This is a genomic window from Saccharothrix tamanrassetensis, assembly GCF_014203665.1.
In the GTDB taxonomy this organism is placed as follows: domain Bacteria; phylum Actinomycetota; class Actinomycetes; order Mycobacteriales; family Pseudonocardiaceae; genus Actinosynnema; species Actinosynnema tamanrassetense.
The window spans coordinates 316638-329590 of record NZ_JACHJN010000003.1 but is presented as its reverse complement, the minus strand read 5'-3'; the positions used below and the strand labels follow the sequence as shown (position 1 = coordinate 329590).

The 12953-nt window shown below is 71.0% G+C and carries 12 protein-coding genes; 2 read left to right on the top strand and 10 right to left on the bottom strand.

Going from position 1 to position 12953, the window contains the following annotated elements; translation table 11 throughout:
* Position 1: 1 nt before the first annotated feature.
* Complete coding sequence (locus FHS29_RS10655; RefSeq protein ID WP_184690411.1) at positions 2–712, top strand: alpha/beta hydrolase family protein; 711 nt, start codon at positions 2–4, stop codon at positions 710–712.
* Positions 713–742: 30 nt separating this feature from the next.
* Here the strand turns inward: FHS29_RS10655 and map are convergent, their stop codons facing one another.
* From map to dxr, 6 genes are all read right to left on the bottom strand, one after another.
* Entirely contained in the window at positions 743–1600 is an 858-nt protein-coding gene (gene map, locus FHS29_RS10650; RefSeq protein WP_184690410.1) for a type I methionyl aminopeptidase, read from the bottom strand.
* Between the two features lie 151 nt (positions 1601–1751).
* A complete protein-coding gene (locus FHS29_RS10645; RefSeq protein ID WP_184690843.1) occupies positions 1752–3545 on the bottom strand; it encodes a penicillin-binding transpeptidase domain-containing protein in 1794 nt (597 codons plus the stop codon).
* 45 nt (positions 3546–3590) lie between these two features.
* Positions 3591–4445, bottom strand: a complete 855-nt coding sequence (locus FHS29_RS10640; protein ID WP_184690409.1) for a GNAT family N-acetyltransferase — start codon at positions 4443–4445, stop codon at positions 3591–3593.
* Positions 4446–4495: 50 nt separating this feature from the next.
* Complete coding sequence (gene ispG / locus FHS29_RS10635) at positions 4496–5653, bottom strand: flavodoxin-dependent (E)-4-hydroxy-3-methylbut-2-enyl-diphosphate synthase (protein ID WP_184690408.1); 1158 nt, start codon at positions 5651–5653, stop codon at positions 4496–4498.
* Positions 5654–5674: 21 nt separating this feature from the next.
* Positions 5675–6868 (bottom strand): M50 family metallopeptidase, encoded by a 1194-nt coding sequence (locus tag FHS29_RS10630; RefSeq protein WP_312864858.1) that lies wholly within the window; start codon positions 6866–6868, stop codon positions 5675–5677.
* Positions 6869–6870: 2 nt separating this feature from the next.
* Entirely contained in the window at positions 6871–8091 is a 1221-nt protein-coding gene (gene dxr, locus FHS29_RS10625) for a 1-deoxy-D-xylulose-5-phosphate reductoisomerase (RefSeq protein WP_184690406.1), read from the bottom strand.
* A 156-nt stretch (positions 8092–8247) separates the two neighbouring features.
* On the opposite strand from dxr, the gene FHS29_RS10620 reads away from it, so the two are divergent.
* A complete protein-coding gene (locus tag FHS29_RS10620) occupies positions 8248–8514 on the top strand; it encodes a GlsB/YeaQ/YmgE family stress response membrane protein (RefSeq protein WP_184690405.1) in 267 nt (88 codons plus the stop codon).
* Positions 8515–8948: 434 nt separating this feature from the next.
* Here the strand turns inward: FHS29_RS10620 and FHS29_RS10615 are convergent, their stop codons facing one another.
* From FHS29_RS10615 to FHS29_RS10600, 4 genes are all read right to left on the bottom strand, one after another.
* Complete coding sequence (locus FHS29_RS10615) at positions 8949–9599, bottom strand: response regulator (protein WP_184690404.1); 651 nt, start codon at positions 9597–9599, stop codon at positions 8949–8951.
* Between the two features lie 3 nt (positions 9600–9602).
* Positions 9603–11234 carry a sensor histidine kinase gene (locus FHS29_RS10610; RefSeq protein WP_312864857.1) on the bottom strand — a complete coding sequence of 544 codons (1632 nt, stop codon included), beginning with the start codon at positions 11232–11234 and terminating at the stop codon, positions 9603–9605.
* Positions 11235–11274: 40 nt separating this feature from the next.
* A complete protein-coding gene (locus FHS29_RS10605) occupies positions 11275–11919 on the bottom strand; it encodes an ABC transporter permease (protein ID WP_312864856.1) in 645 nt (214 codons plus the stop codon).
* Positions 11920–12083: 164 nt separating this feature from the next.
* On the bottom strand, positions 12084–12932 hold the full coding sequence (locus tag FHS29_RS10600) for an ABC transporter permease (RefSeq protein ID WP_184690401.1): 849 nt from the start codon (positions 12930–12932) through the stop codon (positions 12084–12086).
* Between the last annotated feature and the right edge of the window lie 21 nt (positions 12933–12953).

Genomic DNA, 12953 nt, shown 5'->3' with positions numbered 1-12953 from the left:
CATGGTCTCCGCGCCCGCCACCACCGTCCTGGTGCACAGCCCCTACCTGGGTCCGGCGAGCCTGCGCCCGCTGGCCGGCGCGCTGGCCGCGCTGGGCCACCCGGTGCTGCTGCTCGACCTGCGGGTGACCGTGAACGCGGCCCCCGTGCACCAGCGGCTCATCGGTGTGTTCGCCGACGCGGTGGAGGACTCGCTGGTGGAGGGCGAACTGGTGCTCGTCGGGCACAGCGGGGCGGGTCCGCTGCTGCCCGCGTTCGCCGACGCCCTGGAGACCCCGGTCACCGGCCTGGTGTTCCTGGACGCCGAGCTGCCCACCCCCGGCCGCAGCTGGCGGGACGACGCGCCGGCCGACCGCATGGCGCACCTCAAGGCCATCTCGCGGGACGGCCTGATGCCCCGCTGGGACCGCTGGTTCGCCCCGGAGGCGCTGTCCGCGATGGTGCCGGACGTGCGGCTGCTGGAGGAGATCGTGGGCGAGGCCCCGGAGGTGCCGTTGGCGTTCCTCAAGGAGCCCCGCCCCACCGTGGCGTGGCACGGGCCGTGCGGCTACCTGCGGTTGAGCGAGGCCTGCGGGCCGGCCTGCGCGGCGGCTCGCGAGCTGGGCTGGCCGGTCCGCGAGCTGGACGGCCACCACCTGGCCGCCGCGTCCGCGCCCGCCGAGGTGGCCGCGCCGCTGGCCGGGCTGATCGCCGACCTCGGCGCCGGGCGGTGAGTGCCCGCTCGGCGGGCGGCGGGAGCCCGCTCAGCAGACGGTGAGGATCTCCGAGCCGGTGTCGGTGACCACGATGGTGTGCTCGAACTGGGCGGTCCAGCTCTTGTCCTTGGTGGTGACCGTCCAGCCGTCCGCCCAGATGTCGTGCTCGATGCCGCCGAGCGTGATCATCGGCTCGATGGTGAACGTCATGCCCGGTTCGATCACGGTCGGCACGTGCGGCGCGTCGTAGTGCAGCACCACCAGCCCGCTGTGGAACGTCCGCCCGATCCCGTGCCCGGTGAAGTCGCGCACCACGCCGTACCCGAACCGGTTCGCGTAGGCCTCGATCACCCGCCCCACCACGTTCAGCTGCCGGCCGGGCTTGACCGCCTTGATGGCCCGCATGGTGGCCTCGTGGGTGCGTTCGACGAGGAGCCTGACCTCCTCCGACACGTTGCCCGCGAGGAACGTCGCGTTCGTGTCGCCGTGCACGCCGCCGATGTAGGCCGTGACGTCGATGTTCACGATGTCCCCGTCCTCGACCACGGTCGAGTCGGGGATGCCGTGGCAGATGACCTCGTTCAGCGAGGTGCAGCAGGACTTGGGGAACCCCCGGTAGCCGAGCGTCGACGGGTAGGCCCCGTGGTCGCACAGGAACTCGTGCGCGACCGCGTCGATCTCGTCCGTCGTGACGCCGGGCACCACGACCTTCCCGGCCTCCTGCAACGCCTGCGCGGCCAACCGCCCGGCCACCCGCATGGCCTCGACGACCTCGGGAGGCTGCACCCAGGGGTCGGTGTTGCGCTTGGGCTCCTTCCGGTCCACGTACTCGGGCCGCTCGATCTCGGCGGGCACCGGGCGACGTGGGGAGAGCTCACCTGGCTTGAGGACGGCACGCACGGGCATACCCGACACATTACGGCTCAGCGTGACGAGCCATGCGCCGTGTGCCCGCATTGTGGTCAGCCGGACATCGAGCGGTGGCACCGGTCACAGCGGTCGCGGAGCAGGTGGTCCCGCGGGATCGGGTGACAGCGGTGTTCCCCTCGAAGTACGGTCAGCCGACCGCGCCCAGGAACCGGGCCGAGGCGTCCACAGCCGGCGCCGACGTGTTCGTGCCCAGCAACAACGTCGCGAACGCGATGTCGCCCCGGTACCCGACGAACCAGCCGTGCGAGTTCGTGCCGTCGCCGAACTGCGCCGTCCCGGTCTTCCCCCGCACGTCACCCAACGGCCTCAGCTGCGGCGCCGTGCCGGCCTCCACGACCTCCCGCATCATCGCCCGCAGCGGTTCCAGCACGGTCGGGGCAGGGGCCGCCGGCTGGTGGCTCGCCTTGGTCTCCCGCCCCTTGAGCAGCGACGGCGTGGGCATCGAGCCGTGCGCCACGGTCGCCGCCACCAGCGCCATGCCGAACGGGCTGGCCAGCAGCTTGCCCTGGCCGAAGCCGTCCTCGGCCCGCTCCACCACGTCGGTCGCGGGCGGCGCGGAGCCGGTGATGGTGGTGATCGCCGGGATCTCGAAGTCGACGCCGATGCCGAACCGGTCCGCCTGCTTGGTCAGCGCGTCGGCCGGCAGACCGGCCGCGAGCTGCGCGAACGTGGTGTTGCAGGAGAACGCGAACGCCGAGTGCAGCGGGATGGTGCCCTTGTCGAACTCCTTGTCGTTGGGCACGATCCGCCGCCCGTCGATGGTCAGCCTGCCGGGGCACGGCTGCGGCGAGTCCGCCGCGATCCCCGCCTCCAGCGCCGCCGCCGCCGTGATGATCTTGAACGTGGAGCCCGGCGGGAACCGGCCGGTCAGCGCGATCGCGCCCTGCGCGTCGGCCGGGCCGTTCTGCGCGACGGCCAGGACCTCCCCGGTGGACGCGGACAGCGCCACCAGCATCGCGGGCTCCGCGATCGGCTCCAGCGCGTCCTCCGCCGCCGTCTGCGCGGTCCGGCTCAGGCCGGTGGTGATGGCCTGCGCGGGCTCGGGCGCGACCTCGTGCAGGTTCTCCACCTCGGCCCCGGCCGCGTTCACCGTGTAGATCCGCACACCGGCACGCCCGGCGATCTCCTCCTCCACGGCCTTGCGCACGGCCGGGAGCACCTGCGACCCGAAGTCGCGGGAAGGGGCCAGCAGCGAAGTTCGAGAGGTGAACCGCACGCCCGGCAGCTCGTAGATGGCGGCCTTCACGGTCTGGTAGTCGGCGTCCCGCAGCGCCGCGACCTGGTACACCTGCCCGGCGGGCACCTTCGCCACGCCTTCGGTGATGCTCTGCGCGGTGATCGCCGGGTCGATCCGCCCCAGCGCACCGCCCAGCGCGCCCGCCACCGCCGCCAGGTCACCGGCCTGCGCCGGGTCCAGCAGGATCGACACCACCTGCTCCGGCGCGAGCAGCGGGTTGCCCTCCCGGTCCAGCACGGGGGCCGGGTTCGGCTGCACGTCGACCATCCCGAGGGACTGCTGGGCGGCCAGCTTCGGGTGCACGACCGACGGCGCCCAGTGCACCCTCCAGTCGTCCTCCTCCCGCCGCAGGTCGAACCTGGTCTGGTAGGACCACGTCCGGCCGTGCCCGAGGTCCCACTCCAGCTTCGCCGTGGCGTCCGCCGTGGACGACTCGCCCGCCGAGCGCACCTGCTCCACGGACGCCTTCAGCGGGGCCGACCTGAGCGCGCCGCGCACCTTGTCGAGCAGCTCCTTGGCGGCGCCGGGGTCGTCGGTCAGCGCGACCGCGCCGGCCACGTCACCCGACGCCAGCTTGCCGAGGAAGTCACCGGCGACCTGGTCCGGGCCGGGCCGTGACGAGAACAGGCCGCACCCGCTGACGACCAGGAGCGCGACGACGGCCAGGGCGGACTTCCGAAGCATCACGGGTGCGAGTATGCCCAACTGCCGGGACGGTCCGCCCGACACCTAGAACAGCACGGTCGCGTACTGCCCGACCTGGGTGAAGCCGATGCGCCGGTACGCCGCCTTGGCGACGTCGTTGTAGCAGTTCACGTACAGCGAGGCGGTCCGGCCCAGGCCCCGCACCAGCCGTTCGGCGACGGTGGCCGTCCCGGCGGTGCCGATGCCGTGCCCGCGCCGGTCCGGCCGCACCCAGACGCCCTGGATCTGCCCGACCTTCGCCGACATGGCCCCGATCTCGGCCTTGAACACCACCTCGCCGCCCTCGAACCGGGCGAACGCCCGGCCGCCCGCGATCAGCTCGGCCACCCGCGCCCGGTAGGACGCGCCGCCGTCGTCGGCGCACGGGTCGACGCCGACCTCCTCGACGAACATCGCGATCGCCGCCGGCAGGTACCGGTCCAGTTCCTCCGGCCGCACCTGCCGCACCAGCGGGTCCGGCGGCACGGACGGGTTGGCGCCCAGGGCCATCAGCGGCTGGTCGCCGCGCACCTCGCGGGCCGGTCCCCAGTCCGGGGACAGCTCCTCCCACAGGCCGAGCACCTGTTCGGCGGGCCCGACCAGCGACGAGCACATCCGGCCGCGCCGGCGCGCCCGGTCGGCGAAGCTGCGCAGCGCCGAGGAGTTGCCGTACAGCGGGATGAGGTTCGGACCGGCGAAGCACAGCGCGTCGACCCGCGCGCCGCGCAGCGAGCGGTGGTCGTAGGCCCACACCTCGCCGCCCAGCCGCCACGGGTCCAGCCCCGCCACCTCGATCCGGGCGGCCACCATGCAGGAGGCCACCGGGTCGTTCGCCAGCAGCGCGTGGACCTCAGCCAGGTCCCGCTCGTCCAGCACCCGCGCGCCAGCCAACCTCAGCACCATTCAAGCCTGCCAGACGGACCGCGTTCCACGCGCGTCAGGCCACCCGCTCAGCCGACTGTGACGACCGGTTCGCCGCCTTCGACGGCCTCGCCCATCTCGTCGGCGAGGCGCATGGCCTCCTCGATGAGGGTTTCCACGATCTGGTGTTCCGGGACGGTCTTGATGACCTGGCCCTTGACGAAGATCTGGCCCTTGCCGTTGCCCGAGGCGACACCGAGGTCGGCCTCGCGGGCCTCGCCCGGCCCGTTGACCACGCAGCCCATCACCGCCACCCGCAGCGGCACCTCCATACCCTCCAGACCGGCCGTGACCTGCTCCGCGAGCGTGTACACATCCACCTGGGCACGGCCGCACGACGGGCAGGACACGATCTCCAGCTTGCGGGGCCGCAGGTTGAGCGACTGCAGGATCTGATGCCCGACCTTGACCTCCTCCACCGGAGGAGCCGACAACGACACCCGGATCGTGTCCCCGATGCCCTGCCGCAACAGTGCCCCGAACGCCACCGCCGACTTGATCGTGCCCTGGAACGCCGGTCCCGCCTCGGTCACCCCGAGGTGCAGCGGGTAGTCGCACCGCTCGGCGAGGATCTCGTAGGCCCGGACCATCACCACCGGATCGTTGTGCTTGACCGAAATCTTGAGGTCGTGGAAGTCGTGCTCGGCGAACAGCGACGCCTCCCACAACGCCGACTCCGCCAACGCCTCCGGGGTGGCCCTGCCGTACTTCGCCATCAACCGCGGATCCAACGAACCGGCGTTCACCCCGATCCTGATGGGGGTTCCGTGGTCGCGCGCCGCCGCCGCGATCTCCCGGACCTTGTCGTCGAACTTCCTGATGTTGCCCGGGTTGACCCGCACCGCCGCGCACCCGGCCTCGATCGCCGCGAACACGTACTTCGGCTGGAAGTGGATGTCCGCGATCACCGGGATCTGCGACTTGCGCGCGATCGCGGACAGGGCGTCCGCGTCGTCCTGCGACGGGCACGCCACCCGCACGATGTCACACCCCGCCGCCGTCAACTCCGCGATCTGCTGCAACGTCGCGTTCACATCCGCGGTGACCGTGGTCGTCATCGACTGCACCGACACCGGGAACTCACTGCCGACCCCGACCGACCCGACCATCAACTGCCTGGTCTTGCGCCGTTCGGACAGCACGGGAGGCGGCAATCCCGGGATCCCGAGCATCACGCCGTCACTCATGGACAAACACCTCGCACACGATCACTGGAGCCGGATGGGGTTCACGATGTCCGCGGTCACGGTCAGCAGCGTCACCGCGCCGCCGACGAAGATCACGAAGTAGGTCAGCGGCAGCAGCCGCAGGTAGTTCACCGGCGCGCCGGCGGGCATGCCGCGCAGCTTCCGGATCCAGTTTCGCACCCGTTCGTACAGGTTGACGGCGATGTGACCACCGTCAAGCGGCAGCAGGGGCAGGAGGTTGAACACACCCACGAAGAAGTTCAGGCCGGCCAGCATCAGCCAGAAGAACGGCCACAGCCCGCGCTCGACCGCCTCGCCGCCCAGCCGGGACGCGCCCACCACGCTGACCGGCGACTCCAGGTCGCGCTCCGCGCCGCCGATGGCCTCGACCACGGCCGGGATCTTCTGCGGGAACTTCAGCAGGCCGTGCCAGGTGTTGACGAACATGTCGCCGGTGTACTTGGTGGCCCCGCCGAACGCGGTGATCACGTTGTAGTTGAACTCCCGCTGCTGGACGACGCCGATGGCGCCGACCTCCTTGGTGTAGAGGGAGCCGTCGGCCCGCTGGAACTGCCGGTCCACCCGCGCCACCTCGGCGGTGAGCTTCAGCTCCCGGTCGCCGCGCTTGACGGTGAACTCGGTGGACCCGAACTCGTCGCGGGTCAGCTTCAGCACGTCGGTCCAGGTGGGGGCGGCGGTGCCGCCGACCGCCACGATCTCGTCACCCGGCTGGAACCCGGCCTTGCCGGCGGGCGAGACGTCGCCGGGCGCGCAGTCCGGCTTGGACACGCTCTGCACGCACGGCGCGACCTCTTCGATGACGGCCGTGTTGCGCAGGTTGGGCATGCCGATGGTGGCCGCCATCAGGTACAGGATGATGAACCCGAGGATGAAGTGCGTGATCGAGCCGGCCGACAGCACGACGACCCGCTTCCACGTCTTCTGCCGGTAGAACGCCCGGTCGCGGTCCTCCGGGGGGACCTCCTCCAGCGCGGTCATGCCGGTGATCTCGCAGAACCCGCCGGCCGGGATCGCCTTGAGCCCGTACTCGGTCTCGCCCCGCCGGAACGACCAGATCTTCGGCCCGAACCCGATGAAGTACCGGGTCACCTTCATCCCGAACATCTTCGCCGTGCCCAGGTGGCCCAGCTCGTGCAAGGCGATCGAGATGCCGATCAGCAGGGCGAAGAGCAGAATGCCCAACAAGAAGACCACGGTCAGTCCCTTCCAGACCCCACCGAAGTGGCCACGAGTTCCCGCGCCCGAGCCCGGGCCCATTCCTCGGCGGCGAGCACCTCGGCGACGTCGGCGGGCTCGTGCGCCCAGCCGTCCGCCTCCGCCAGCACCCGTCCCACCGTGTCCACGATGGACGTGAACGAGGTGCCACCCCCGAGGAAGACCGCGACCGCTTCCTCGTTGGCGGCGTTGTAGACGGCGGGCAGGCACCCGCCACCGGAGCCGGCCTGCCTGGCCAACCGGACCGCCGGGAACGTGTCGTCGTCCAGCGGCTCGAACGTCCAGGCGGTCGGTGCCTCGAAGGTACACGCGGCCGCCGCGCCGGCGACGCGGTCGGGCCACCCGAGGGCGAGCGCGATCGGCAGCCGCATGTCCGGCGGGCTGGCCTGGGCGAGCGTCGAGCCGTCCGCGAAGGTGACCATGGAGTGCACCACCGACTGGGGGTGCACCACCACGTCGATGCGGTCGTAGGGGACGTCGAACAGCAGGTGCGCCTCGATCAGCTCCAGCCCCTTGTTCACCAGGGTCGCCGAGTTGATCGTGATGACCGGTCCCATGGACCAGGTCGGGTGGGCCATCGCCTCACCGGCCGTCACCCCGGCCAACTCGTCCCGCCCGCGTCCCCGGAACGGTCCGCCGGAGGCCGTGAGCACCAGCCGGGCCACCTCGTCCCGGCGTCCCCCGCGCAGGCACTGGGCCAACGCGGAGTGCTCGGAGTCCACCGGCACGATCTGCCCGGGCTTCGCCGCCTTGAGCACCAGCGGGCCGCCCGCGATCAGCGACTCCTTGTTGGCCAGCGCCAGCGTCGCCCCGGTCCGCAGCGCGTGCAGCGTGGGTGCCAGCCCGATCGACCCGGTGATGCCGTTCAACACGACGTCGACCGGCGTCGAGTCGACCAGGTCCGTCATCGCCGCGGGCCCCGCGAGGATCCGGGGGAGCCGGAACTCCCCACGCGCGTACCCCCGCTTCTGCGCCTCGGCGTAGAGCGCCAGGGTCACGTCCTCCACGGCGGTGGCCCTGGCCACCGCCACGGCCTGCACGCCGAACTCGACTGCCTGGGCGGCCAGCGCGGCGGGGTCGGCCCCGCCGGCGGCCAGCCCGACGACGGAGAAGCGGTCCCGATTGGCGGCGATGACGTCGAGGGCCTGGGTGCCGACCGAACCGGTCGACCCCAGGACCAGGACCGTGCGTGATGTGCTCATCACCAACCATTGTTCCGGAACCAACCTGATAGCCCGCACAGCGGTACTAAGGTCACATAATGGTAACGCAGACATGTTCTCACTCGAACGTGGGCACTCCCTGATCAAGCGCCGCACGGATTCCGCCTGTTGCGGCCATCAGGAAGGAGAGCCCCCGTGGGCATCTTGGGTTGGATCGTCCTCGGCCTCATCGCAGGCGCCATCGCCAAGGCCATCATGCCTGGTCGCGACCCCGGCGGCATCATCATCACCATGCTGCTCGGGATCGTCGGCGCCATCGTTGGAGGGTTCGTCGGACAAGCGATCTTCGGTACCGACATCAACACGTTCTTCGACCTGAGCACCTGGCTCCTCGCCATCCTAGGCTCACTGATCGTGCTCGGCATCTACCGCTTGGTGACCGGCAACCGAGCTCGCGCCTAACGCGTCCCCCCCTCGCGCGGCGCGACCCCAGCGCCCCCTCGTCGACACGTCGACGAGGGGGCGCTTTTACGCGCCCAACACACCCCGCACACACCCCGAACACCCTGCCTACGACCTACGCACCCCGCGCACTCCTGCGGTTCGGCCGCGCGCCAGCGCACACCTCTGCCTCTGCGTGTCATCCCCGTATGGCCTGCCCGCAGGGAACCGCATGTGTCAAGGGCAGATCGGTCGCGCGACCACCGCACCCGCTTCACGATCTGCCCTTGACGCATGTGGTTGTCTTTGACCTGGCCATACGGGGATGACACGCAGACCCACCGCCCTCAAAGCTCAAAGAGCTTTGAAGGGCTTTGTGGAGATCCTTGGCGGTCTGCCCGTCCGGCGAGGACGCTTTTACGCCCTTCCCCCTTCGCCTTCGCCTTCACCCCCACTCACCCAGCCAACCCCGCATCCCGAGCCAACAACGCCGCCTGCACCCGATTCGTCAGCCCCAACTTCGCCAACAACCGACTCACGTACGTCTTCACGGTCGCCTCACTCATGTGCAGCCGCTGCCCCACGTCGGCGTTCGACATCCCCAACCCCAGCAGGGCCAGCACCTCCACCTCACGCTCCGTCAGCCCCGCCACCTGCCGCCGCGCCTCCTGCCGCCGGGGCTGGCCCGCCTGCGCCACCATCCCCACCACCCGGCTGGTGACCATCGGCGACAGGTACGCCTCCCCCGAGTGCACGGCCCGCACCGCCCGCAGCAACTCCTCCGGCGCGGAGTCCTTCAGCAGGAATCCCGCCGCCCCGTCCGACAACGCCCGCACGATGTTGTCGTCCTCACCGAACGTGGTCAGGATCACCACCCGCACCGAGGGCGCGACGCTGCGCAACTCCCGCGCCGCCCCCAGCCCGTCCAGCCGGGGCATCCGGATGTCCAGCACCGCGACGTCCACCCGCCGCTCCAACGCGATCTGCACCGCCTCGCGGCCGTCACCGGCCTCCGCGACCAGTTCGATGTCCTCGGCGGTGCCGAGGATCGCCTTGATGCCGGCCCGCATCAACGGTTCGTCGTCGGCGATCAGGACCCGGATCAACGTTCACGTCCCTTGCTGGTGGGTGTTCTTCTCGACGAGCCTGCCGTCCGCGAAGCAGAACCGCACGACCTTCGTCGTCCGCGCCGAGTACGTCTGGTCGTCCGCGACCAGGTACTCGCACCGCGCTCCCGGCGGCTCGGGCGCGGCATCGGACTTGAGCTCGCCTATGGGTGGTTCCGCCCCTTGCGGCAGCCTCGCCAGCACCGCCGACTCCGACTCGCCGACCTGGATCGAGTCGTACAGCGCGGGCCCGACCACCCGCTTGACGGGCTGGGTGCCCAACCAGGTGTAACCGCCGACCACGACCACCACGACGATCCCGGCGAGCAGGATCGACCCCACCCCGGCCCACTTCCGGATCCCGGTCGGCTTGGCGGGCTCCACCGGCAGGTCGTCGGCCGGCTCGTCCCCGGACGCCGCCGTGTCCTCGTACGGCAGCACCGCCGCGATCCGGAACCCGCCCGTCGGCAGCTCGCCGACGTGCAGCATCCCGCCCGCCAGCCGCACCCGCTCACGCAGCCCGATCAGCCCGAACCCGCTCCCGTCCGCCGGTCTGACCCGTGGCGGGTTGTTGCGCACCTCCACCACCAGCGCGTCCGGTTCGTACTTCACGGTCACCTGCACGCTCGCCCCCGGCGCGTGCTTGCTGGCGTTGGTCAGCCCCTCCTGCGCGATCCGGTACGCCGCGTGGCTGACCTTCGCGGGCAACGGGCAGGGCTGGCCGCCGCGCACGAGGCTCACCCGCACGCCGGCCCGCCGCGCTCCTTCCACCAGCTCGTCGATCGCGTCGACGGTCCGCCGCACCTGGTCCTCGTCCGGCTCGTCGCGCCGCAGCACGCCGATCACCCCGCGCAGCTCCTCCATCCCGGTCAGCGCCGCACTGCGCAGCACCTGCACGGCGTCGCGCTGCCGTTCGCCGAGCCCGGTGTCCAGCGCCAGCGCGCCCGCGTGCACCGAGATGAGGCTGAGCCGGTGGCCGAGGCTGTCGTGCATGTCCTGGGCGATCCGGTTGCGCTCCCGCAGCCGCACCTGCCGCGCCACCATCCGACGCTCCCGGCTCAGCGTCTCCTCACGGTCGTGCAACGCCGCGACCAGCGCGTTCCGCTGCGCCGAGTACCGCCCGACCAGGAACGGCAGCGCCACCGCCATGCCGTAGACGGTGAGCATCACCCACGAGCCGAACGTCCCGGTGAGCCCCGGCGCGGACACGTCGAAAGCGATCATGTGCAGGGCGAGCCCGAGCGCCGCGGTGACCAGGGCGCGCTGCCACGACACGATCCGGTAGCCCGCCGCGTACGAGAGCATGATGATCGTGGCGAGCCCGCCGTGCTCGACGGTGAACACCACCCAGATCCCCACCAGCAGCGCGATCGCGGGGAACCCCAGCCGGAGCAGGTAGAGCCCCACGTACACCGCGCCGAGCCAGACGACCGACCACGAGGTGAGCCGGTTCTCGCCCACGAACCAGCCCGGGTACACGTCCAGCACGACGATGACCGCGATCGCCAGCAGTTCGCGCCCGACCCGCCACGGGGTGATCTCGCGGAGGCGTTGGGCGTGGGTGCGGAGGAACGCCGCCGGCGCCGCCCGGAGGTCCGCGGCGTCCGGCCACAGGCGCTGCACAACAGACGTCACATAGGACAACGTTAAACAACCTCCCGCTGTCCGGCCGCGTTCATTGGTCGCGGATCGACTCGACGAAAGTTGACGCCCGGGCACGCCTGCTCGCCAGCATCACGCCCGCCACCAGCAGCGCCGCACTGACCGCGACCATCAGCGTGGACAGCGCGACGATCTCCGGCGACACCCCTCGCTTGCCCGCCTGCGCGTAGACGAACACCGGCAACGTCGTCGAACCCACCCCGGTCAGGTAGCTCGACGTCACCACGTCGTCGAACGACAGCAGGAACGCGAACGCCGCCCCCGCCGCCACAGCGGGCGCGACCAGCGGCAGGGTGACCGTCCGGAACGCCACCCACGGTCCCGCCCCCAGATCCGCCGCGGCCTCCTCCAGCCGGTGGTCCACCCCGGCGACCCGCGCCCGCACCACGACCACCACGAAGCTCAGCGAGAACGCCACGTGCGCCGCCAGCAGCGCCCCGAACCCCAGCGGGATCCCCGCCAGCTTCACGCAGAACCCCAGCAGCGCCACGCCGAGCACCACCTCCGGTACCACCAGCGGCAGACTCAGCAGCACCGTCCACAACCCGCGTCCCGGGAACGCCCGCCGCAACCCGAACGCCGCCAACGTGCCGATCACGGTGGAAACCACCGCGCTGGTCACCGCGAGCCGCAACGTCAGCCCCAAGGACTCCAGCACTCTGGAATCGTCGAACAATTCCGCGTACCACCGAATCGAAAAACCGGTGATCCGGCTCAGCGACCGTGAATCGTTGAACGACACGACGGCCAACCACGCAATAGGCGCGTACAGGAAGACGAATACACCGCCGGCGATTCCACCCAACACCCACGGGCGACGATTCACAGCACGTCCTCCCCGCGACGCCCGCGCAACACCAGCACCACCACGACGAGCACCAGCAGCAACACCGCCATCGCCGACCCGAGCGGCCAGTTGTTGCCACCCCGGAACTGATCGTCGATCACACTGCCGAACGTCGACTGGTCGACTCCGCCCAACAACCGAGGCGTCACGAAGTCGCCCGCCGCCGGCACCAGCACCAGCAACGACCCGGCCAGGACACCCGGCAGGACCCCGGGCAGCACGACCTTCACGAAGGTGGACACCCGCCCGTGCCCCAAGTCGTACGAGGCCTCCACCAGCCGGTGGTCGAACCGCTCGCAGGCCACGTACAGCGGCAACACCATGAACGGCAGGAACCCGTACGTCAGGCCCAGCACCACGGCGCCGTCCGTCAACAGGAAGCCGCCGTCCCGGTCCAACCCGATCAGCCCGAGCAGCCGGTTGACCAGCCCCTCTCCGTCCAGCAACGCCTTCCACGCGTAGATCCGCGCCAGGTAGCTGGACCAGAACGGCACCAGCACCGCCGCCAGCAACACCGTCCGGTACTTCCCGCCGTGCCGCGCGATGAACCACGCCAACGGAAAACCCAGCAGCAGGCACAGCCCGGTGGTGGCACCCGCGTACGCCAGCGTCCGCCCGAAGATCGGCAGGAACGCCGGATCCAACGCGGTCAGATACGCCTGCGTGGTCCACGGCAGCACCGCCCGGGCCACCCCGGTGTCCCGGGTGGCGAAGCTGAACTGCACCACCAGCGCCAGCGGCGCGATCAGGAAGATCCCCAGCCAGAGGCCGGTAGGAGCGAGGAGGCCGGTAGCGACGAGCCACCTGCGCCGTGACGGAAGCACGAGCGCACACCCTAGTGTCAC